We start from the raw sequence: 18216 nt of genomic DNA on the forward strand, positions 1-18216 counted from the left end.
GCTTTTAAAATATAAGATGAGCACAGAAAGCCAGAATTTTCTGGAGAAGGAAATCCAGGATTCCTTTGAGGCCAGAAAGAGGCTGTTCATAGGACTTATTACCGGGACATCCGTCCTTGTATGCCTGATCCTGCTTCTTTTGTGGTATATCCCTTACGTAGGACTGGACAGTATTCATCCCTGGGCACCGTGGGTTATGGGCACGGTGGTGGCTCTGGCCATAGGTTTTATCTTCTGGGTATCCCTGGGTCTGGTCCTGAACATTCTGCTCAAGCGCCCGGTTCTTTACTCCAGGAACCTGCGGGGCATCAGCATAAAATTTTTCCTGCCGCTCATGACCATCTTCGGCAGGCTCCTGCGCATCCCCAAACAGAAGATCCGGGCCTCCTTCATCAAGGTGAACAATGAACTTGTATTGTCCGAAAGCCGCAAATATCCCCCGGACAAGGTGCTCATGCTCATGCCCCACTGCCTGCAGAACAGCATCTGCAGCCGCAGGCTCACCTACAATGTAAACAACTGCAAAAGGTGCGGTGAATGCAGTATCTCCGGACTTCTTGATTTAAGCAGCGAGTACGGAGTGCATATGGCTATTGCCACCGGCGGCACCATAGCCCGAAGGATTGTGGTCAATATCCGGCCCAGGCTCATTGTGGCCGTGGCCTGCGAGCGCGACCTCTCCAGCGGCATTCAGGATGCCTACCCCATACCTGTCTACGGAGTCCTGAACGAACGTCCCAAAGGTCCCTGCCTGGATACCAGGGTGACCCTGGAGCATGTAAGACTGGCTCTGGATAAGTTTGTTGATGTCCCGATGCAGGACAGTAAGAGCAGCAGGCGCGGTGCAGATGGGTCAGAGCAGGTTACCGAAAGCAGAGTACAACTCTCAGAGATCAGTCTGAAAAATGCCCCAGGCAAGTGATCCCCGCGCTGTCGCCCTGAACGTGGTTCTTGATGCCCTGCGGCCCGGCCGGGACCTGCAGATGGTCCTGGACAGAAACCTGGACCCGGAAATGGACCTAAGGGACAGGTCCCTGGCCACTGAGCTGGCTTATGGCTATCTGCGCTACAAGGGCCGCCTGGATTTTGTGCTGAACTGCTTTTTAAAGTCTCCGGCCGGGCTGTCCGGGAAAATCAGGGTCCTGATGGGCCTGGCTGCATATGAGATCTTCTTTCTGGAGCGCATCCCTGATTATGCTGCTGTTTCCAGGGCCGTTGCCCTGACCCGCAAGAGATTCGGTTCCCGCATGTCCTCCCTGGTAAATGCAGTCCTGCGCAAATGCTGCAGAGTAGATGCCTTTGATCCGGATTTTTTCAGGCAGGATCATCCCGGAGAAATGCTTTTTTTGTCCAGGTTTTATTCCTGCCCGGAGTGGGTAGTAAAGCTCTGGCAAAAGGACTACGGGACTGATATGGCCCGTGAATACCTGAAGCAGAGCCTGCAGAAACCGGCTGCAGGCGTAAGGCTCGCCCCGGGAGAAGATGCAGGCCGCCTGGATGAGCATTATGTGCTCCAGCGCATTGGCCCTTCTATACTTTTAAGGGATAATTATCCCGGCCTGGAAGACCTTGAAAAAAACAAAAAGGTCGTCAGACAGAGCTTTGCCGGGCAAAAGACCCTCTGGGAACTGGGAATGGGGGACTGGAAGTCTCCTGTGTGGGATATGTGCGCCGGCCGGGGCGGCAAGACCATGCTCATGAGCAGCCAGGGCCTGCAGGTCTGGGCCAGTGATAATTATTTGCCCAGACTGGCCGGGCTGAAAAAGGAACTCCTGGAGCAGGTGCAAGTGCAGGTGTTTGCAGCCCAGGGGCAAAGCCCGCCTTTGAAGAAAAGTTCCGGCACAGTACTTGTGGATGCTCCATGTACCGGCCTGGGGGTGCTCTCCAGAAGACCGGACACCAAGTGGAAGCGAAGCCCCCGGGATGTGCTGGACTTTTGCCGCGTCCAGAAGGAACTGCTTGCTGCCGCCGCCAATGTCCTGCCCAGTAAAGGCCAGCTCATCTATGTCACCTGTACCCTGAGCAGACAGGAAAACCAGGAGCAGGTGACAGATTTTCTAAAGAAACACAAAGACTTTGAGTGCCTGCAGACTTACGGCACTGGAGCTGACGAAGACCTGGGGGAGTTCTTCTTCGGGGCAAGGCTGCAGCGAAGGTAGGACATTATAATAGTGAAAGCATACTTACGTGTTTCAGGTTTTCTTGTGGACTTGTCAGTTTACAGGGTATATTCTGCTGCTGATTTCATTTATGATTGGAGGAAAACATGGAAAATGTATGCATTGAAATCCCCAGGGAAGTACTGCATTCAGCCCGCACCACTCCAGAGGAACTGAAAAGAGAGCTTGCCATTCTTCTATATCAGCAAAACAAAATTTCTTTTGGCAAGGCCAGGGAACTCACGGGGTTAAACGTCTGGTCATTTCAGCAGCTTCTGGGCCATCGCGGAATTAACATCCACTATGATGTTGAAAGATTTTGATGAAGATATGCAAAATCTTAAAAAGCTGGGTCGCTTATGAAGGTGGTCAGCAATTCTTCGCCACTGGTCAATCTCTCCAGAATTGGACGTCTGTCTATCCTGAAACATCTATACGGCACAATTTTTATCCCCGGTGCTGTTTTTTATGAAGTGGCAAGCAAGCAGTTTTATTTTCCAGTTTATTCCCGCTGCAGGTATTCTCTGGCCTGGTCCAGGTCCAGGCCGCGGCCTGCGGCGATGCGGGCCAGGTTTTCCTCGGCCTCGGAAGCCCGCAGGTATTCCGGAGCGGGCAGGGCCGTATCCCATGAAGCCTCCAGGGACATGCGCAAAAGGTTGTGGGGTGCGGGCACGTCCCAGTGCCGGGGCAGGACAGCGGACCTGTAGTGTTGAAAAAAGTCCATATTCCGGCGTACTCCGCTGCCTGTCAGATAGACTGGATCGGGGTATGCGGATAAAAGGTCTTTTAGTTCCGAGAGGTGCAGGTTCTTTGCAGGAGAGGAGACAGCAAGGCCGGGGCAGGAAAAAGCCTGGGCGTATACCTGTTCACGCCGGGAGTGTACCAGGACCAGAAGGGTGCCCTGAATAAGAGGTCCGGGCCCCATAGCCAGGGCCTGCATGAAGCTCAGCCCTGCCAGAGGGATGTTGTGGGCGCAGGCCAGTCCAAGGGCGTGAGCCAGGCTCATGCGCACCCCGGTAAAAGACCCGGGTCCGGATACGCAGGCAATGCCCTGTAATTCATGGGTTTGCATTTCCAGGGACCCAAGGGCCCATTCTATGCCCGGGGCCATGTACTTCATGGCCCGTCCGGGTACGTACAGGCTGCTGGAGAACCAGAGCCTTTCACTGTTTCCCAGGATAATCTGCAGATCGCCTTCAGCGCAATTGATTATCAGGTACATGTGTAAACCGGATCAGTTGCCTTAGTGTATCAACCCACCAGCCGCAGGATATCGTTTATTATGGCAAAGGCCATGAGGGAAAGTATGAAAAGTATTCCGATCCTGGTGGCTACCTGGCGCATGCGCTCGTTCAGCGGTCTGCGGGTGATCATTTCTATGGTGTAGAAAAGGATGTGCCCGCCGTCCAGCACCGGTACAGGCAGGAGGTTTATCAGCCCAAGGTTGATACTGATGAGGGCGGTAAGGGCCAGCAGATTGACCATGCCCTCCTGTTTCTGTTCGCTTACCAGCTGACCTATAAGGATGGGGCCGCCGATGGTGTCCAGGGGGATAATACGCTCAATGAGCTTTTTGATACCCTCCACCGTGAGCTTGATGAGCATCCAGGTCTGGGACAGGCCTTCCTTGCCTGCACTTATAAAACCAAGGGATATGGTTTCCGTCTCGCCCGAGGCCACGATGCCGATCTGCGGGGTCTTTATCTCCTCGCCGAATATGTTTTCCTGGACCGCCATTCTGGGGACCAGGGTGAATTCCTTTATGCTGGAATTGCGCTGGACTTCCAGGTCCAGGGGTTCACCCTCGTTTCGCTGGATGTGCTGGACCAGGTCCTCCCAGTACTGCACTTCATGGCTGTTGATGCTCAGTACCAGGTCTCCAGACTGCAGTCCCGCCTCCATGGCCGGGCCGTCGTCGGCCAGATCGCCTATCTGGGGCAACATCTGCATCTGTCCATGGGCAAAAAAGAGCCCCCAGTAGATGAACCAGGCCAGGACAAAGTTGAAAACAGGTCCGGCAGCAACTACCAGGATCCTTTGCCAGGGAGGTCTTTTGGCGAAACTTTCCTGGGAAGTAAAACCCCCGGGCAGTTCCGAGTCTTCACTTTCCCCCACAAGATGTACATACCCGCCCAGCGGCACGGCGGAAAGACGGTATTCGGTCTTGCCCATGACAAAGCCGAAGAGCTTGGGGCCGAACCCCAGGGAGAAGGTGGATACTCCCACCCCCAGAAGCCTGGCCACCAGGAAATGACCCAGTTCATGAAAAAAGATGAGCAGTCCCAGGACCAGGATTATGGCTATAGCACTTGTAAACATGATTGTTCTGTTTTGAGTATGTCTTGGTTAAATTGGTTTTCAGCCAGCAGGCTGCAGGACAAGTTCACTTACCCTTTGTCTGGTTTGATGATCCAGATTAAGAATTTCCCGGGGACTGTCAACTGCTGTCGGGCAATGTTCCTCCAGGGCCCTGGAATTTATCCTGGGTATGTCCATGAAACCTATCCTGCCGGTCAGAAAACTTTCCACGCAGATCTCGTTGGCGGCGTTGAGAACCACCGGGTAGCTTGGTCCGCTTTTCATGGCTTCCACTGCCAGTTCCAGGCAGGGAAAGGCCCCGGGGTCCGGCCTGTAAAAGCCAAGCTCGGTGCATGCGGCCAGGTCCAGGGGCTCGAGCCCGGGGTCCAGCCGCCGGGGATAGCCCAGGCAGTGGGCGATGGGCATCTGCATGTCCGGTACTCCCATGTGGGCCAGGATTGATCCGTCGCAGAACTGAACCAGGGCGTGGACAATGCTTTGGGGATGCACCAGCACCCGGACTTTGTCCATGGGCATGCCGAAAAGGTGGTGGGCCTCTATGAGCTCCAAGCCCTTGTTCATCATAGTGGCTGAATCAATGCTTATCTTGGCCCCCATGGACCAGTTGGGGTGAGCCAGGGCCTGCTCCGGCTTCATATCCTCCAGGCTGGAGGCCTTGCGCCCCCAGAATGGTCCGCCGGAGGCAGTGATGATCACCGAGTCCAGCTCGCCTGCTCCGTGCCCCTGCAGGGCCTGGAAAAGGGCATTGTGCTCCGAGTCCACCGGCAGGATGACCGCCCTGGTCCTTTCGCACCCGGCGCGGATGAGATGCCCGGCCAGGACCAGGGATTCCTTGTTGGCCAGAAGAACAGTCTTGCCCTTGTCCACGGCCTCTAAGGTGGGCATAAGACCGGCAGCCCCAACCATGGCTGAAAGAACCATTTGCACATTCTGCAAAGAGGCCAGGCGGGTGTAGCCTTCAGTGCCTGCAAGTATCTCCGGGCTGTAGCCGGAAGCAAGCTTTTTTTTGAGCCCCGAGGCCAGGTCCTTTTCAAGTACGCCCAGGTACTGCGGCCTGAACTCGTTGGCCTGCTCTGCCAGAAGTTCTATGTTTCTGGCCCCGGCCAGGGCGATTATGCGAAATTTTTCCGGGTGCTGCCGGATAACCTTGAGTGCACTGGTGCCTATGGAGCCGGTGGAGCCCATAATGGCCAGGTGTCGCGGTTGATCCGGCCGTGACTGCAGGTCAAGGTCTGATATGTATTGCAAGGTTTATCCCGGATGTCTGAACTGTTGTGGTGTTAAAACATGCCCACGAATACTGAGTATACCACATAAACGGGTAGAAGCAACAGGAGGCTGTCTATGCGGTCCAGGACACCTCCGTGTCCGGGCAGGATGTGACCCGTGTCCTTTACATCGCACCATCTCTTGAGTGAAGACTGAAAAAAGTCGCCCAGCTGGGCGCTTATATTTAAAAGTATACCCAGGATGATAAAGTGCCACCACAGTGCGCTTCCCAGAAAGACCCCCAGGCCCAGAGTCACGGCCGTACACAGTATCAGCCCGCCCAGGCTTCCCATCCAGGTCTTCTTGGGGCTCACCTCCGGCCAGATCTTTTTGTTGCCCCACAGGTATCCTGAGTAGAACGCTCCGGCATCCGAGGCTGCAGTAGCCGCCAGGACCAGGATTATTTCCGGGGCCTTGAGGGTGAAAAACAGGCTCAGGACCAGGGGTACGTAAGCTATGCCGGAAATGAGCAGCATATAGTCGTTTAGCCTGGCCTGGTCTTTCTGCCTGCTGTATTCCACCAGGAAACCCAGCCAGGCCACCCAGAAGATGAGAACCAGAAAAAGCAGCGGATGCCCGGTTATTTCCAGGGAATAGTCCAGGAGAAAAAGGCCTCCTGCCAGACATCCCAGGGTCTTGAGCACGATTCTCTCTCTGCCGGACCAGAACAGGGAGTAGAATTCCCAAAGTCCAAGCAGGGATACAAGGACCACCAGGATGGCTATCCCGGCATGTCCCATGTAGACTGCCCCGCCCAGGACCAGAATGAGCAGGATGGCTGTTGCAACTCTTTTCAGGTGAGGGCTTAAATTCATACCGGCTCCACGCCGCCAAAGCGGCGGTTTCTCCGGCGGTAGTCTTCCAGGGCCTTGTGCAGTTCCCCGGAGTCAAAATCCGGCCAGAGGGTTTCAGTGAAGTAGAATTCTGAATAGGCTGACTGGTACAGTAGAAAATTACTTATCCTGTATTCACCGCTGGTGCGGATAACCAGATCAGGATCCGGCTGACCTGCGGTGTATAGATACTGCCCGAATTCCCGAGGGTCCATCTGGCACGCATCCAGCCCCTTTTCCTGCATCAGCCGGCAGGCCCTTTGTATCTCCAGGCGTCCGGAGTAGTTCAGGGCCAGGTTCAGCTGCATGCTCTGGTTGGACCGGGTGCGGTTGCAGGCCATCTGCAGTATTTTTCTGGTGGCCAGAGGGAGTTCGCCTGTTTCTCCAAGGATGTTCAGACGGATATCCTGGCGCATGAGGGTGGGAAGTTCGCCGTTTAAGAATTCCCCCAGAAGGTTGAAAAGAAAATCCACTTCATCCCGGGGACGGGACCAGTTCTCTCTGGAAAAGGCGTACAGGGTCAGATGCTGGATGCCCAGACGCCGGGACTCTTCCACAATGGCTCTGGCGCTACGTGTACCCTGTTTGTGTCCCTCCACCCTGGGCAGTCCATGTCTGCCGGCCCATCTGCCGTTGCCGTCCATTATAATGGCTATGTGCCGGGGGAGCGTTTCCTGCAGTTTAAAACTCCATGATCTCTTTTTCTTTGTCGGCCAGAATCCGGTCCACCTTGCTCACGTAGCTGTCGGTGATTTTCTGGACCTCTTCATGGCCCTTGTGCATCTCGTCCTCGGTAAGATCCTTGTCGTTTTTCATCTTTTTCAGGGTGTCGTTGGCTTCCCTGCGGACGTTTCTCAAGGCCACCTTGGCGTCTTCGGAGTATTTCTTGGCCATCTTGACCAGGTCTTTGCGCCTTTCCTCGGTGAGAGGGGGGATGTTGATGCGGATGATCTTGCCGTCGCTGACAGGATTTAACCCCAGATCAGACTTCATGATGGCTTTTTCAATGCCTGAGAAAACGTTTCTGTCCCAGGGCTGTATGGCGATTGTGCGGCTGTCCGGTATGGATATGGAGGCAAGCTGGTTCAAGGGGGTCATGGTCCCGTAATATTCCACGGTGATCCCGTCCACAAGTCCAACCGAGGCCCTGCCGGTCCTGAGCTTGGCCAGGTCCTTATCCAGGCTGGCGATGGCCTTGTCCATTTTTTCTCTGCAATCATCAAGTACTTGATCCATAAGTCATCCTCCTTGCACTATTGTGCCGATCTGCTCTCCCTGGAGCACCCGGATTATGTTGTCCCGATGGAAAAGGTTGAAAACCGCCACAGGCATACAATTGTCCATGCACAATGAGACAGCGGCCGCATCCATTACCTGGAGACGTCGGCTCAAAACATCAATATAGGTCAAAGAATCATACTTTACAGCATCGGGATTGGTAACCGGGTCCCTGTCAAACACTCCGTCCACCTTGGTGGCCTTCAAGATAATGTCAGACTTGAGTTCCATGGCCCTGAGAGCGGCTGCGGTGTCTGTGGTAAAGAACGGATTGCCGGTGCCTGCCGCGCAGATAACTATTCGTTTTTTTTCAAGATGCCTGAGGGCCCTGCGCCGTATATAGGGTTCGGCCACTTCGTGCATGGAGATGGCGCTCATGACTCTGGTATCCGCATTCATCTTTTCCAGGACATCCTGTACCGCCAGGGCATTCATGACCGTGGCCAGCATGCCCATATAGTCCGCGGAGGCCCGGTCCATCCCTTTGGATGAGGCGGACACTCCGCGGAATATATTTCCGCCGCCAATGACCAGGGCGATCTCGGCCCCAAGTTCTCTGGCGGAGATGATCTCCCTGCAGATTGAAGAAACAGTGCCGGGATCAATACCGTACTGTTCATTCCCGGCCAGGGCTTCTCCGCTCAACTTTAAAAGTACGCGGCGGTATTTGAGCTTGGGCATTTTATTTTTCCGGGTTTAGGGTGCAGCATCTGCTGAGAAGACCCAGTTATGAACTGTTTTCTAATCCTGGACGTCTTCGCCAAGACCCAGGCGGGTGAAGCGTCCGATCTGGATGCTTTCGCCCAGAACAACAACGGTATCGTTGATGAGGTCTTCAATTGTCTTGGAGTCGTCCTTGATGTAAGCCTGCTTGAGCAGACACACTTCCTTGTAATACTTGTCCAGCCGTCCCTGAACGATCTTTTCGGCAATATGTTCGGGCTTGCCTTCTTTCTCCGCCTGACTCTTGTAGAAGTCCCGCTCCTTGTCAACAAGCTCCTGAGGCAGATCCTCAGGGTTTACGCATACAGGGCTGGTGGCGGCGATCTGCATGGCCAGGTCCCTAGCCAGTTGCTGAAACTGGTCGCTTTTGGCTACAAAGTCGGTTTCGCATTTGAGCTCCACGAGTACGCCTATCTTGCCGTTGCTGTGAATATAAGAGCCTATCCAGCCCTCGGAAGTGGCCCGTCCGGCTCTTTTCTGAGCCTTGGACAGACCTTTTTCCCGAAGCCAGGTTATGGCTTTTTCTTCGTCTCCCCCACTGTCCTGCAAAGCTTTTTTGCAGTCCATCATTCCTGCCCCGGTTTTTTCCCGCAGGGCCTTTACTTTCTGGGCGTCAACCATTTTTTTACTCCTCCTGTTGCTCTTCCTGCATGGCAGGTTCTGGTTCGGTTTGCATCTCTTTGGCCTCCGCCTCCTGGGCTTCAGCGGCTTTATCTTCCTGCTGCTCCCTGTCGCCCCTCTTGGCCATTCCTTCCAGGCAGGCATCGGCCATGCTGCCGGCAAAGAGCTTGATGGCGCGGATGGCGTCGTCGTTTCCGGGAATGACGAAGTCGATTAGATCGGGATCGCAGTTGGTATCCACCACCGCCGCAATGGGTATGTTCAGCTTGCGGCATTCCTTTATGGCGATCTCTTCCTTTTTGGGGTCGATGATAAATGCCGCACCCGGCAGGGAATCCATATCTTTGATTCCGCCCAGGTCGGCATTGAGCTTGTTTACTTCCCTTTGCATCATGGCCACTTCTTTTTTGACAAAACGGTGTACGCTGCCGTCCTCAAACATCCTTTCCAGGGTTTTGAGACGTTCGATGCTCTTGCGAATGGTCTGGAAGTTGGTCAGTGTGCCGCCCAGCCAGCGGTTGGTGACATAAAACATATCCGCGCGCTGGGCCTCGGTGTTGATGACTTCCCTGGCCTGTCTTTTGGTCCCCACAAAGAGCACCTTCTTGCCGCCGGCCACAGTGTCGGAAATAAAGTCGTGGGCATACTGGTAAAGCTTCACTGTCTGCTGCAGGTCAATGATGTGAATGCCTTTTCTGGAACCGAAGATATAAGGCTTCATTTTGGGGTTCCAGCGCTTGGTCTGGTGACCGAAATGCACTCCGGTCTCCAGCATCTGCTTCATGGTAACATAACTCATTAAGATTCCTCCCTTAGGGTTTTTCCTCCGCCCGGGAACCGTCTCTTCAACAGCGAAGAGCACCCAGAGGGTTTCGCCCCGGCGTGTGTTTTACTAAACTGTTCCTTATAGGATAATTTTTTTTTCCTGGCAAGCACTAACTTGCCCCGGCTCCGGGAAAAATGCCGGAAAATAACCTTGCCAATAATAAGCAGATGTTCTATATATTCTGGTCTTTCAAATTTTTCGGAGGTTAGCCATGAAAAAAGATTTGCATCCCACTTTGCACGAAACCAAGATTCAATGCGCCTGTGGCAACGAATTCCAGTCTAAGTCCACTGCCGGGCAGGAGATAACAGTTGAGGTGTGTTCACAGTGCCACCCGTTCTTCACCGGGCAGCAGAGATTTGTCGACTCTGCCGGACGCATCGACCGCTTCAAGAGAAAGTATGGTCAGACGGCTAAATAGGGTTTGATTGGGGAATTGAGGGATTGAGGAATTGGGGAATTGGGGAATTCAGGAATTGAGGGATTTTTGGGAAGATGGGGGAATGGCATGGGGCATAGAGCATGGGGTATGGAGAAGAAGGGTGTTTCATGACTGATGTCGCGCGTCCTGACACGCGCTTCGCGTGGTTCGCGTACAGTATGGGGTTATTTCAACGGGTATATTAATCTGCCCGTACGGATTTGAATATGTTTGCCAAGCTGGATGAGCTGGAACAGCAATACATGCAGATAGAAACGGATCTTAGCGATCCGGAGGTATTTTCCAACCAGGAAAAATACAGGAAGCTGTCCAAGTCGCACTCGGAGCTGGGGCCCATTGTGAGCACCTACCGCGAGTACAGGCGGATTGTGTCCGAAATGGAGGAGAACAGGGAGCTTGCCCGGGACAGGGACCCGGAAATCCGTGAACTGGCTCAGGCCGAGCTTGAAACCCTCCAGGAGGAGAAGGACAGGCTTGAGGAAGATCTGAAAATACAGCTTGTGCCCAGCGACCCCCTTGACGACAAGAATATTATCCTGGAGATCCGGGCCGGTACAGGCGGAGAGGAAGCCGCTCTTTTCGCAGCCGATCTTTTCCGCATGTATTTCAGGTATGCCGAGGAGCGCAGCTGGAAGGTGGAAGTACTCAATATGCAGGAGACAGGCACCGGTGGAATAAAGGAAGTCATCGCCTCCATTTCCGGCAAAAAGGTCTACAGCAGGCTAAAGTATGAATCCGGCGTGCACAGGGTGCAGCGGGTTCCCGAGACGGAGTCCCAGGGCCGGGTGCATACTTCGGCAGTGACAGTGGCCATTCTGCCCGAGGCCGAGGAGGTGGACGTAAACATCGAACCCAACGACCTGCGTGTGGATGTCTTCCGGGCTTCAGGGCCGGGAGGGCAGAGTGTGAACACCACTGATTCAGCTGTGCGAATTACCCATATCCCTACAGGACTGGTGGTTTCCTGCCAGGATGAAAAGTCCCAGCACAAGAACAGGGCCAAGGCCCTGAAGGTGCTCAGGTCCAGGCTTCTGCAGATCATGGAGGAAGAGCAGAAAAGGGAATACGATGACAACCGCAGGGCCCAGGTGGGCTCAGGGGACCGCTCCGAGAGAATACGCACCTACAATTTTCCCCAGAGCAGGGTGACGGATCACCGTATCAACCTTACCCTCTACAACCTAGAATCAGTCATGCAGGGGCACCTGGACGGCATTATCGATCCACTTGTCCAGAATTTCCAGGCCCAGGCCCTGCAGGAAGCCCAGGCGGCGTAAAACACCTCCTGAACGGATACTGTCTTTTGTGAACACCATCGCCTCAATGCTGGCCCGGGGCACGGATGAACTGCGCCGGGCGGGCGTGGATTCCCCCGGCCTGTCGGCCAGAGTACTGCTGGCCCACGCCCTGGATCTTTCCACTGAAAAGCTGGTCCTGGTTTTTCAGGATCAGACATCTGATGAAATCCGCAGACATTATGAAGAACTGATCGCCCGCAGAAGCAGGGGCGAGCCTGTGGCTTATATCCTGGGGCGCAAGGAGTTTTACAGTCTTGACTTTCAGGTGAGCCCGCAGGTGTTGATTCCAAGGCCGGAAACTGAACTGTTGGTGGAGCTTGTGGGCAATAGTTACTCACGGCAGCAGAAGAAAATTTTCGCAGATCTGGGGACCGGAAGCGGGATTCTGGGCATATGCATCGCCCTTGATTTTTCCTTGTTCCTGTGTCTGGCCTGTGATATCAGCAAGCAAGCTTTAGCAGTTGCCCGAAGTAATGCCCGCAGGCACCGGGTATCAGACAGGATCCTTTTTTTCCGGGGGGATATGGGTGCGGGTATCAAGCCCCAAAGCCTTGACTTTATAGTCTGCAATCCGCCGTACATAAGCGTCCGGGAGTTTGCCGGGCTGGAGGCGGAAGTGCGCAATTTTGAGCCCGGGCAGGCTCTTCTGTCAGGGGAAAGAGGCCTTGGACATATCAAAAGGCTGGAACAGGAGGCCGCCAGGCTTTTGCGGGGGTCCGGGCGGGTCTTTCTGGAAATGGGCAGCACCCAGGCAGATCATGTAAGGCGGATATTTTCCCGCTGGAGCAGTTGTCATATCTATCAGGACCTTGCCGGGCTGGACCGGGCGGCTGTTGTCTGCAAGTAGCCCTACAGCGAAATTGAGATACGATATATATTTTATAAGTTTCGCTGTAGGGGTAGAGCTGATGCTTAAAAGGAACAGGATTTTGCAAAAAAAACACAACAGTAAAACAAGCATGAAATTTAAAGGCTGTTATTTCAGTGCGTTGCAGGTGGCGGGTATAGGCATTTTTTTTGCAAAGCTGCCTTTTCAGGAGGAAGTTTGAATGAGGCAGCAAACAATCAAAAAAGATGTCAAATGCTCAGGAGTCGGACTGCACAGCGGAGAGAGGGTCAGCCTGCACATGCGTCCGGCCGAGGAAGATACAGGTCTTGTTTTTCTGCATAAAGGTCCGGATGGCTCCAAGAGGCTGGTTCCCAGTCCGCACTCGGTCAAATCAACTGAGCTGGCCACCACCATAGGCAACGGGGATGTCTCCATATCCACGGTGGAGCATCTGCTGGCCGCGGTTTCCGGTCTGGGCATCGACAACCTGTACATCGAGGTGGAAGGCGATGAACTGCCCATAATGGACGGCAGCGCAGCTTCCTTTGTATTTCTCCTTCGTACAGCTGGCATTCGCAGGCAGCGTCTGCCCAGGCGCGTGCTGGGACTTAGCCGCTCCATAGTTTACAAAAACGGCCAGCGCTGGATCAAGGCCATGCCCTACAACGGGCTCAAAATAAAATACACCATTGATTTTTCTCATCCCATGGTGGGCAGTCAGTCCTACCAGTTTGAGCAGAACCCGCAGCATTTTGTAAGATCTCTGGCCAAGGCCCGAACTTTCGGGTTTTTAAAGGACGTGGAAAAGCTCCAGAGCCAGGGACTGGCTTTAGGCGGCACCCTGAACAATGCCGTGGTCCTTGACGAGTACGGCATCGTCAATCCAGACGGCCTTCGCTACAGCGATGAGCTTGTGCGGCACAAGATTCTGGACTTCATGGGAGACATGAGCCTGATGGGTATTTCCCTGTGGGGATCATTCGAGGTCCACTGTTCCGGGCATTCCTTCAACAATTCTTTTCTAAGATTTCTGGATGAAAACAGGGACGACTATCTGCACCAGGTGGATTTCGGCGGCCAGGAAATAGCAGTCCCCGAGTACGAACCTAAGGCAGCGCATCAGCCTCAGCCTGCCTGGGCCTGATGGGGTGAAAGCCCCGCGCCCCTTGGCAGGCTCAGACGGCCCCGCCATAAGATTCCAGCCAGTGCACCAACTGTTTGTAATTCGGATTGCGTGCCGGTCTGAAATTCCTGTTTTTAAGCGCCTTTACCAGGTCTTCCCGGCTGCGGACGGGCTCTGTAAATAATGTCCCTACTCTGCCCAGTTCTTCCAGGCAGTGGGCGTCACTACCCCCGGTAAGGCTGATCCCGTGCTTTTCCTGCCAGTTTTGAGCCAGGGAGTTTTCCAGTTCGGAGTTTCTGCCGTTTAATCCTTCAGCATAGCTGATTATCCCCCTGGAAACGAGTTTTTCATCCACCTTCTGCATTGCCCTGTAGGGGTGCGAGGCTATTATCACCCCGCCGGCCCGGTTTACCCGCCGGGTTATCTCCGGGGCAGGCAGGTAGGGTTCAAATTCTTCGTGAGGGCCGAAAATCAAAAAATGGCCATCTAAGCTGGAGTACTCCTGTCCTACAATCACGCAAAGCCCGTCATCCTGAACCCCCTCCCGGATCTGGTGCCTGGCTTGGGTAGTGTTGTGATCGGTAATGCACACTCCGTCCAGATTGAGTAAACGGGCCTCGGCCAGGATATCCTCCAGGGGAAGCATGCTGCAGGGGGAGATCAGGGAATGGACATGCAGGTCGAATAAAAAGGGCATTTTCATCACCTCATCAGTAAGGTCTTTACCCTTTTTCATCGTTTTTTCCGGAATCAAACATCTGTCCGAGCCCCGTATTCTTGAAGATGATTCTGGTTGCTGTTTCATCGGCAGCCTCGGCCAGGTCCATGAGCCTTTCCAGGTAATCAAGTATCTCCATGCGACGTTCTTCTGAGGACCATTCGAAATCCTCTTCCAGTTCCCCGGATTTGATATATTTTTCCAGGTCGCTTAAAAACTTTTCGTTGAGCATTTAAACTCCGGTTGAGTGGTTTGACTTGCTGCTACACAGGCCAGGGCTCATGAGCCATTGAGCGAAGGACCGTCATGAGCTGATGTAATTATGGAGCCTGTGCATAAAAAATGCAAGATTTTGCTGCTGTTATAAGATATAGTCCAGGTCATGGGGTTTGTCGAGACCTGCAGGCTTTAAAAATCGCTTGACTGAGCAGAACCTCATGGATTAGTTTTTAATATAAGCCGGGGTGGTGAAACTGGTAGACGCACGGGACTCAAAATCCCGCGGGCTTTGCCCATGAGGGTTCGAATCCCTCCCCCGGCACCACAATAAAATCAAAGGGTTAGGGCTTGCTGGTCAGTATAGGCTCTAACCCTTATTTTTTGCAAGTAAGCATATAGTAATAGGTTTCAATAAAATCTTAACATAAAATTTGTTTTTGGCTACCATTTCTGCAAACACAATTACCATGTCAATATCCATGCCTTAAGGGGAACCACTCTGGGGGCAAGTACCGGCCCGGGGACAGTCTCCAGTCACGCCAGAGGCGTGAGTGCCGGCAATCAACATCGAGGATTACCTGAATGGTTACCAGAAATCACTGGCCAGCACATGAGGCCGCTAATTTTTTTGAAATGGTTATCGTAACTTATCAGTGTGGCTTCGGTCTCTATGGCATGTGCCGCGATCCAGACGTCATTGATGGGTAATGGGTGCCTGCATGTTTTAGCTCGGACTTAATCCGGCCGAAAATCATGGCTGTTGGAAAAGTTGCGTTGAGTACCCGAACCGAAGGCTTGGCCAGAAAACGCCGAAGTAAATCCCTGTTGATTTCCTCTTTGCTGCCCCCTTTGAATCCCGCTTCGAGCTCTCCCAGGACAATAATTGATACAAAAACTATTTCAGCCTGTCCCAGGGCATCGAGTACCTGATAACTGCCCCTTAAAAAGGCGGTGTAAGCGTTGGTATCCAGCAAAATCTTGTTCACTGCCAGTCTTCCTGGTGAACTTGATCCAGCTCCCGGGTTCGCAGGCGGAATTCATTCTCATCGTTTTCAGACCAGACGCCGAAAAGCTCAAGAAAATCCTTTCTGCGCTCTTGCTCCCCCTGAGAGGGCACTTGCAGGGCCTGGGCCAAGAGATTCTTAACTGTCTTGTTCAGACTGGTCCCATCGCTTTTGGCCTTTTGCCGGATCAAAGTATCCAGAGGGTCTTCAAGATTGTGAATGGTAATGGATTTCATTACTAGCCTCCTTGGTGAACCAGGATGGTAATTTATGGTGTATGATATATCTTGCCCGGTGTTGAGTCAATGGCCATGTTAGGCATCATTTCCCGTTCAGTGTGTCGCTTCATACGACCTTGAAAGACAATATGTTGCAGGAAGCACACCATGTTGCTCGGGTCTTTTCATTGAGGCTCCAAGTCGTAAACGTTCAGATCTTCCTGTATGCAATCAAAGAGCATGTACTCAAAGTCAGGTAGATTGGCCTTGAAAGGCTCACCAGGAACTATACTCAACTCAAACTTTTTATATTGCATATTTATACCTGGGGGACTTAACATTTTCTTTAGAAAAATGGAGGACATGACTATGACTACAGTAGAGAAAATTCAGGATGAAATACTCTCTTTACCTGACTCTGAAAAAAGCCGTCTTTTCAGGTGGTTTGCTGATTATGAAGCAAAAGTCTGGGATCATGAGATTGAAAGAAATTTTACGCAGGGTGGCAGAGGCCAGGAATTTTTGGACAGGGTGAAATCTGACTATAAAGCTGGAAAGTGGTCAAGATGGGATTAAGGTCTTTTACATATCCTAAAAACTCAACTCATGCGCGGTCCATCAGACGGTTCCGCCTCTGGTGGTCAATTTTTGGTTGTCACAACCACGCAACCATCCTTGACATCTGGGCATGCAATAGGGCATAAAAAGGCATAACCTTATTAAGGGCAGAAAATTTATTGCCGGGGAGGATGACGTGAGCAATATTACTTTCAAGGCAGATGACGAAGTTATCAAAAAAGCCCGCAAGGTGGCCATTGATAAAAATACCACCTTGACCCGGATGTTGAGAGAGTATCTGGTTTCATTGGCCAGACTGGAAGATGAAAAGAAAGCAGTGGCGCTGTCCAGGCTGGAAAAGACCTTTGAGCGCCACAGCCGGGACATGGGCAGGAGAGAATGGAGCAGGGAGGATCTGTATGAGCACTCCTGACCAATGCTTCATCGACACCAATGTGGTAGTTTATGCCTATGACCGGCATGAGCCCCATAAAAGGGAGACTGCCCGGCAGATCCTGAGGCGAGGTATAAAGGATGAAAATATCGTTTTATCCCCCCCAGGTGCTGAGTGAGTTTTTTGTTGTGGTCACGAAAAAGATAAAGGAGCCCCTTGCTCCTGCGCAAGCCCTGGAAATCATCCAGACTTTGAGTGTAGTTCCAGCCGTGGACATGGATTGCCTGCTGGTGGAGAGGGGAATAGCTATCCATATGCAGCACAGTATCTCTTATTGGGACGCACTGATTTTGGCTGCTGCGGAAAGAGCACGGTGCAACATTTTGCTCACCGAGGATCTGAAAGCGGGAGAGGTTTACAATAAAGTGACCGTGCATAATCCGTTTCGGTGACCAGGAGTATCTGTCTTTTGTAACCATTCAGGGTGTGCCGGAATCACGCCTCTGGCGGGACTGTCCCCAGATTTTGTGCCAGGAACTACAACTGAGTGCCCCCTGAGAGTGTACAATTACTTATGCTTCAAGCAAAGCGCTGAATTGATACAGTCAGTCAAGCACTGGCAGCCGAGTATTATTTATCCAGTTACTTAAGGTCTCTTTTCAAAATTTGCTGCTTCGCCACAATGGACAGGCAATGCGGGGCATTTTATAGAGAACCACCCGCCTGAAACTTGTTCAGGCAGGTGGCTGGGTATCGCGTGGGAAAGAAGCTTATATCCTGCTCATGCCTTCTAAGGCGGCGCGCATGAAGGCAGGCAGATCATCTGGTGTGCGGCTGGTGATGAGATTTTTGTCCACCACTACTTCTTCATCCACCCAGTTGGCTCCGGCATGGATGAGGTCGTCCTTGATGGCGAAAAACGAGGTCACCTTTTTATCTTGTAAAATCCTGGCCGAGGCCAGCATCCAGCCGCCGTGGCAGATGGCGGCCACTACCTTGCCCTGATTGAACATCTCCCGGACCAGGTTTACCATTGCCTCGTGCCGGCGCATGAAGTCCGGGGCGAATCCTCCGGGGATGACTATCCCGGCGTAATCGCCGGGGACGGCGTCTTTGGCGGCCAGGGAGGAAGTTGCCGTGGTTCCGCCCTTGCCCGGGTAGGTCTTTTTGGCCTCGGGAGCTACCACATCCACATGGGCCCCGGCTTCCAGAAGGCGGTAATAGGGATATACAAATTCATAGTCGTTGTACATCTGTTCCACCATGACCATGGTTTTTCTGCCTTTGAGTTCCATTGCGATCTCCTTTTTCTGCATCTGGTTTGGACAATTTGAAAAAGCAAAAGGCACCCTGTTGTTCAGGGTGCCTTTTTTGTAGTTAATTAA

The 18216-nt window shown here is 52.9% G+C and carries 27 protein-coding genes, 1 tRNA gene and 1 pseudogene; 13 read left to right on the forward strand and 16 right to left on the reverse strand.

Going from position 1 to position 18216, the window contains the following annotated elements; genetic code table 11:
- Window positions 1-16: 16 nt before the first annotated feature.
- The 4 genes and pseudogenes from DTHIO_RS10640 to DTHIO_RS23105 all read left to right on the forward strand — a co-directional run.
- Window positions 17-922 carry a DUF116 domain-containing protein gene (locus DTHIO_RS10640; RefSeq protein ID WP_008870303.1) on the forward strand — a complete coding sequence of 302 codons (906 nt, stop codon included), beginning with the start codon at window positions 17-19 and terminating at the stop codon, window positions 920-922.
- Window positions 906-2159 (forward strand): transcription antitermination factor NusB, encoded by a 1254-nt coding sequence (locus tag DTHIO_RS10645; RefSeq protein WP_008870304.1) that lies wholly within the window; start codon window positions 906-908, stop codon window positions 2157-2159. The genes DTHIO_RS10640 and DTHIO_RS10645 overlap by 17 nt, the downstream gene beginning before the upstream one ends.
- A 107-nt stretch (window positions 2160-2266) precedes the next feature.
- The gene (locus DTHIO_RS10650) at window positions 2267-2482 is read left to right on the forward strand and encodes a UPF0175 family protein (protein ID WP_008870305.1); all 216 of its coding nucleotides are present in this window, start codon (window positions 2267-2269) and stop codon (window positions 2480-2482) included.
- Between the two features lie 36 nt (window positions 2483-2518).
- A pseudogene (locus DTHIO_RS23105) lies at window positions 2519-2635 on the forward strand (PIN domain-containing protein); the annotation flags it as partial.
- A 26-nt stretch (window positions 2636-2661) separates the two neighbouring features.
- Here the strand turns inward: DTHIO_RS23105 and tsaB are convergent.
- Genes tsaB through rpsB form a run of 9 tightly spaced genes read right to left on the reverse strand, consistent with a single transcriptional unit; the run spans window position 2662 to window position 10001 of the window.
- Window positions 2662-3381 (reverse strand): tRNA (adenosine(37)-N6)-threonylcarbamoyltransferase complex dimerization subunit type 1 TsaB, encoded by a 720-nt coding sequence (tsaB, locus tag DTHIO_RS10655; protein ID WP_008870306.1) that lies wholly within the window; start codon window positions 3379-3381, stop codon window positions 2662-2664.
- 29 nt (window positions 3382-3410) lie between these two features.
- Window positions 3411-4478, reverse strand: coding sequence for an RIP metalloprotease RseP (gene rseP, locus DTHIO_RS10660; protein WP_008870307.1), 1068 nt, complete (start codon window positions 4476-4478; stop codon window positions 3411-3413).
- Between the two features lie 39 nt (window positions 4479-4517).
- Entirely contained in the window at window positions 4518-5726 is a 1209-nt protein-coding gene (dxr, locus tag DTHIO_RS10665) for a 1-deoxy-D-xylulose-5-phosphate reductoisomerase (protein WP_008870308.1), read from the reverse strand.
- 32 nt (window positions 5727-5758) lie between these two features.
- On the reverse strand, window positions 5759-6562 hold the full coding sequence (locus tag DTHIO_RS10670) for a phosphatidate cytidylyltransferase (RefSeq protein WP_008870309.1): 804 nt from the start codon (window positions 6560-6562) through the stop codon (window positions 5759-5761).
- On the reverse strand, window positions 6559-7260 hold the full coding sequence (gene uppS, locus DTHIO_RS10675; RefSeq protein ID WP_008870310.1) for an undecaprenyl pyrophosphate synthase: 702 nt from the start codon (window positions 7258-7260) through the stop codon (window positions 6559-6561). Before uppS ends, DTHIO_RS10670 begins: the two co-directional genes overlap by 4 nt.
- Window position 7261: 1 nt before the next feature.
- Window positions 7262-7816: a ribosome recycling factor gene (gene frr / locus DTHIO_RS10680; RefSeq protein WP_008870311.1), complete on the reverse strand. Its 555-nt coding sequence runs from the start codon at window positions 7814-7816 to the stop codon at window positions 7262-7264.
- 3 nt (window positions 7817-7819) lie between these two features.
- Window positions 7820-8539, reverse strand: a complete 720-nt coding sequence (gene pyrH / locus DTHIO_RS10685) for a UMP kinase (RefSeq protein WP_008870312.1) — start codon at window positions 8537-8539, stop codon at window positions 7820-7822.
- Window positions 8540-8599: 60 nt separating this feature from the next.
- A complete protein-coding gene (tsf, locus tag DTHIO_RS10690) occupies window positions 8600-9202 on the reverse strand; it encodes a translation elongation factor Ts (RefSeq protein ID WP_008870313.1) in 603 nt (200 codons plus the stop codon).
- A 4-nt stretch (window positions 9203-9206) separates the two neighbouring features.
- Window positions 9207-10001, reverse strand: a complete 795-nt coding sequence (rpsB, locus tag DTHIO_RS10695) for a 30S ribosomal protein S2 (RefSeq protein ID WP_008870314.1) — start codon at window positions 9999-10001, stop codon at window positions 9207-9209.
- Between the two features lie 238 nt (window positions 10002-10239).
- Here rpsB and rpmE point away from each other — a divergent pair, with 238 nt between their 5' ends.
- From rpmE to lpxC, 4 genes are all read left to right on the forward strand, one after another.
- Window positions 10240-10449, forward strand: coding sequence for a 50S ribosomal protein L31 (gene rpmE / locus DTHIO_RS10700; protein ID WP_008870315.1), 210 nt, complete (start codon window positions 10240-10242; stop codon window positions 10447-10449).
- Between the two features lie 227 nt (window positions 10450-10676).
- The gene (prfA, locus tag DTHIO_RS10705) at window positions 10677-11747 is read left to right on the forward strand and encodes a peptide chain release factor 1 (protein WP_008870316.1); all 1071 of its coding nucleotides are present in this window, start codon (window positions 10677-10679) and stop codon (window positions 11745-11747) included.
- The gene (gene prmC / locus DTHIO_RS10710; RefSeq protein WP_161598663.1) at window positions 11698-12615 is read left to right on the forward strand and encodes a peptide chain release factor N(5)-glutamine methyltransferase; all 918 of its coding nucleotides are present in this window, start codon (window positions 11698-11700) and stop codon (window positions 12613-12615) included. The genes prfA and prmC overlap by 50 nt, the downstream gene beginning before the upstream one ends.
- Window positions 12616-12817: 202 nt before the next feature.
- Entirely contained in the window at window positions 12818-13741 is a 924-nt protein-coding gene (lpxC, locus tag DTHIO_RS10715) for a UDP-3-O-acyl-N-acetylglucosamine deacetylase (protein WP_008870318.1), read from the forward strand.
- A gap of 31 nt (window positions 13742-13772) precedes the next feature.
- On the opposite strand, the gene DTHIO_RS10720 is transcribed toward lpxC, so the two are convergent.
- Both DTHIO_RS10720 and DTHIO_RS10725 read right to left on the reverse strand, forming a co-directional pair.
- Window positions 13773-14456, reverse strand: coding sequence for a PHP-associated domain-containing protein (locus DTHIO_RS10720; protein WP_208596402.1), 684 nt, complete (start codon window positions 14454-14456; stop codon window positions 13773-13775).
- On the reverse strand, window positions 14443-14670 hold the full coding sequence (locus DTHIO_RS10725) for a hypothetical protein (RefSeq protein WP_008870320.1): 228 nt from the start codon (window positions 14668-14670) through the stop codon (window positions 14443-14445). The genes DTHIO_RS10720 and DTHIO_RS10725 overlap by 14 nt, the downstream gene beginning before the upstream one ends.
- A gap of 226 nt (window positions 14671-14896) precedes the next feature.
- On the opposite strand from DTHIO_RS10725, the gene DTHIO_RS10730 reads away from it, so the two are divergent.
- Window positions 14897-14982: transfer RNA gene (locus DTHIO_RS10730), tRNA-Leu, on the forward strand.
- 236 nt (window positions 14983-15218) lie between these two features.
- Here DTHIO_RS10730 and DTHIO_RS22965 read toward each other — a convergent pair.
- The 4 genes from DTHIO_RS22965 to DTHIO_RS22700 all read right to left on the reverse strand — a co-directional run bounded on the left by DTHIO_RS22965 (window position 15219) and on the right by DTHIO_RS22700 (window position 16196).
- On the reverse strand, window positions 15219-15359 hold the full coding sequence (locus tag DTHIO_RS22965; RefSeq protein WP_083803987.1) for a PIN domain-containing protein: 141 nt from the start codon (window positions 15357-15359) through the stop codon (window positions 15219-15221).
- Window positions 15326-15643 (reverse strand): PIN domain-containing protein, encoded by a 318-nt coding sequence (locus DTHIO_RS10735; protein WP_008870321.1) that lies wholly within the window; start codon window positions 15641-15643, stop codon window positions 15326-15328. Before DTHIO_RS10735 ends, DTHIO_RS22965 begins: the two co-directional genes overlap by 34 nt.
- Entirely contained in the window at window positions 15640-15897 is a 258-nt protein-coding gene (locus DTHIO_RS10740) for a hypothetical protein (protein WP_008870322.1), read from the reverse strand. Before DTHIO_RS10740 ends, DTHIO_RS10735 begins: the two co-directional genes overlap by 4 nt.
- Before the next feature lie 167 nt (window positions 15898-16064).
- Complete coding sequence (locus DTHIO_RS22700; RefSeq protein WP_008870323.1) at window positions 16065-16196, reverse strand: hypothetical protein; 132 nt, start codon at window positions 16194-16196, stop codon at window positions 16065-16067.
- 52 nt (window positions 16197-16248) lie between these two features.
- On the opposite strand from DTHIO_RS22700, the gene DTHIO_RS10745 reads away from it, so the two are divergent.
- The 4 genes from DTHIO_RS10745 (at window position 16249) to DTHIO_RS22970 (ending at window position 17283) form a co-directional block, all read left to right on the forward strand.
- Window positions 16249-16455: a hypothetical protein gene (locus tag DTHIO_RS10745; protein WP_008870324.1), complete on the forward strand. Its 207-nt coding sequence runs from the start codon at window positions 16249-16251 to the stop codon at window positions 16453-16455.
- A gap of 178 nt (window positions 16456-16633) precedes the next feature.
- Window positions 16634-16870 (forward strand): DUF6364 family protein, encoded by a 237-nt coding sequence (locus DTHIO_RS10750; RefSeq protein ID WP_008870325.1) that lies wholly within the window; start codon window positions 16634-16636, stop codon window positions 16868-16870.
- A complete protein-coding gene (locus DTHIO_RS22060) occupies window positions 16857-17009 on the forward strand; it encodes a PIN domain-containing protein (protein WP_208596411.1) in 153 nt (50 codons plus the stop codon). Before DTHIO_RS10750 ends, DTHIO_RS22060 begins: the two co-directional genes overlap by 14 nt.
- Window positions 16972-17283: a PIN domain-containing protein gene (locus DTHIO_RS22970; protein ID WP_083803976.1), complete on the forward strand. Its 312-nt coding sequence runs from the start codon at window positions 16972-16974 to the stop codon at window positions 17281-17283. Before DTHIO_RS22060 ends, DTHIO_RS22970 begins: the two co-directional genes overlap by 38 nt.
- Before the next feature lie 318 nt (window positions 17284-17601).
- Here the strand turns inward: DTHIO_RS22970 and DTHIO_RS10760 are convergent, their stop codons facing one another.
- Window positions 17602-18126, reverse strand: a complete 525-nt coding sequence (locus tag DTHIO_RS10760; RefSeq protein ID WP_008870326.1) for a type 1 glutamine amidotransferase domain-containing protein — start codon at window positions 18124-18126, stop codon at window positions 17602-17604.
- Between the last annotated feature and the right edge of the window lie 90 nt (window positions 18127-18216).

The organism is Desulfonatronospira thiodismutans ASO3-1 (genome assembly GCF_000174435.1).
Lineage (GTDB): Bacteria > Desulfobacterota > Desulfovibrionia > Desulfovibrionales > Desulfonatronovibrionaceae > Desulfonatronospira > Desulfonatronospira thiodismutans.

What these genes read in the sequence shown, in the direction of transcription:
- DTHIO_RS10645 (WP_008870304.1), top strand. Translation starts at nt 906, where the DNA reads ATGCCCCAGGCAAGTGATCCCCGCGCTGTCGCCCTGAACGTGGTTCTT.
- DTHIO_RS10725 (WP_008870320.1), bottom strand. Translation starts at nt 14,670, where the DNA reads ATGCTCAACGAAAAGTTTTTAAGCGACCTGGAAAAATATATCAAATCC.
- DTHIO_RS10740 (WP_008870322.1), bottom strand. Translation starts at nt 15,897, where the DNA reads ATGAAATCCATTACCATTCACAATCTTGAAGACCCTCTGGATACTTTG.
- DTHIO_RS10640 (WP_008870303.1), top strand. Translation starts at nt 17, where the DNA reads ATGAGCACAGAAAGCCAGAATTTTCTGGAGAAGGAAATCCAGGATTCC.
- pyrH (WP_008870312.1), bottom strand. Translation starts at nt 8,539, where the DNA reads ATGCCCAAGCTCAAATACCGCCGCGTACTTTTAAAGTTGAGCGGAGAA.
- DTHIO_RS22060 (WP_208596411.1), top strand. Translation starts at nt 16,857, where the DNA reads ATGAGCACTCCTGACCAATGCTTCATCGACACCAATGTGGTAGTTTAT.
- DTHIO_RS10650 (WP_008870305.1), top strand. Translation starts at nt 2,267, where the DNA reads ATGGAAAATGTATGCATTGAAATCCCCAGGGAAGTACTGCATTCAGCC.
- DTHIO_RS10670 (WP_008870309.1), bottom strand. Translation starts at nt 6,562, where the DNA reads ATGAATTTAAGCCCTCACCTGAAAAGAGTTGCAACAGCCATCCTGCTC.
- DTHIO_RS22700 (WP_008870323.1), bottom strand. Translation starts at nt 16,196, where the DNA reads ATGCAATATAAAAAGTTTGAGTTGAGTATAGTTCCTGGTGAGCCTTTC.
- tsaB (WP_008870306.1), bottom strand. Translation starts at nt 3,381, where the DNA reads ATGTACCTGATAATCAATTGCGCTGAAGGCGATCTGCAGATTATCCTG.
- DTHIO_RS10720 (WP_208596402.1), bottom strand. Translation starts at nt 14,456, where the DNA reads ATGAAAAAGGGTAAAGACCTTACTGATGAGGTGATGAAAATGCCCTTT.
- tsf (WP_008870313.1), bottom strand. Translation starts at nt 9,202, where the DNA reads ATGGTTGACGCCCAGAAAGTAAAGGCCCTGCGGGAAAAAACCGGGGCA.
- rpmE (WP_008870315.1), top strand. Translation starts at nt 10,240, where the DNA reads ATGAAAAAAGATTTGCATCCCACTTTGCACGAAACCAAGATTCAATGC.
- lpxC (WP_008870318.1), top strand. Translation starts at nt 12,818, where the DNA reads ATGAGGCAGCAAACAATCAAAAAAGATGTCAAATGCTCAGGAGTCGGA.
- DTHIO_RS10745 (WP_008870324.1), top strand. Translation starts at nt 16,249, where the DNA reads ATGACTACAGTAGAGAAAATTCAGGATGAAATACTCTCTTTACCTGAC.
- frr (WP_008870311.1), bottom strand. Translation starts at nt 7,816, where the DNA reads ATGGATCAAGTACTTGATGATTGCAGAGAAAAAATGGACAAGGCCATC.
- DTHIO_RS22970 (WP_083803976.1), top strand. Translation starts at nt 16,972, where the DNA reads ATGAAAATATCGTTTTATCCCCCCCAGGTGCTGAGTGAGTTTTTTGTT.
- rpsB (WP_008870314.1), bottom strand. Translation starts at nt 10,001, where the DNA reads ATGAGTTATGTTACCATGAAGCAGATGCTGGAGACCGGAGTGCATTTC.
- prfA (WP_008870316.1), top strand. Translation starts at nt 10,677, where the DNA reads ATGTTTGCCAAGCTGGATGAGCTGGAACAGCAATACATGCAGATAGAA.
- DTHIO_RS10760 (WP_008870326.1), bottom strand. Translation starts at nt 18,126, where the DNA reads ATGGAACTCAAAGGCAGAAAAACCATGGTCATGGTGGAACAGATGTAC.
- rseP (WP_008870307.1), bottom strand. Translation starts at nt 4,478, where the DNA reads ATGTTTACAAGTGCTATAGCCATAATCCTGGTCCTGGGACTGCTCATC.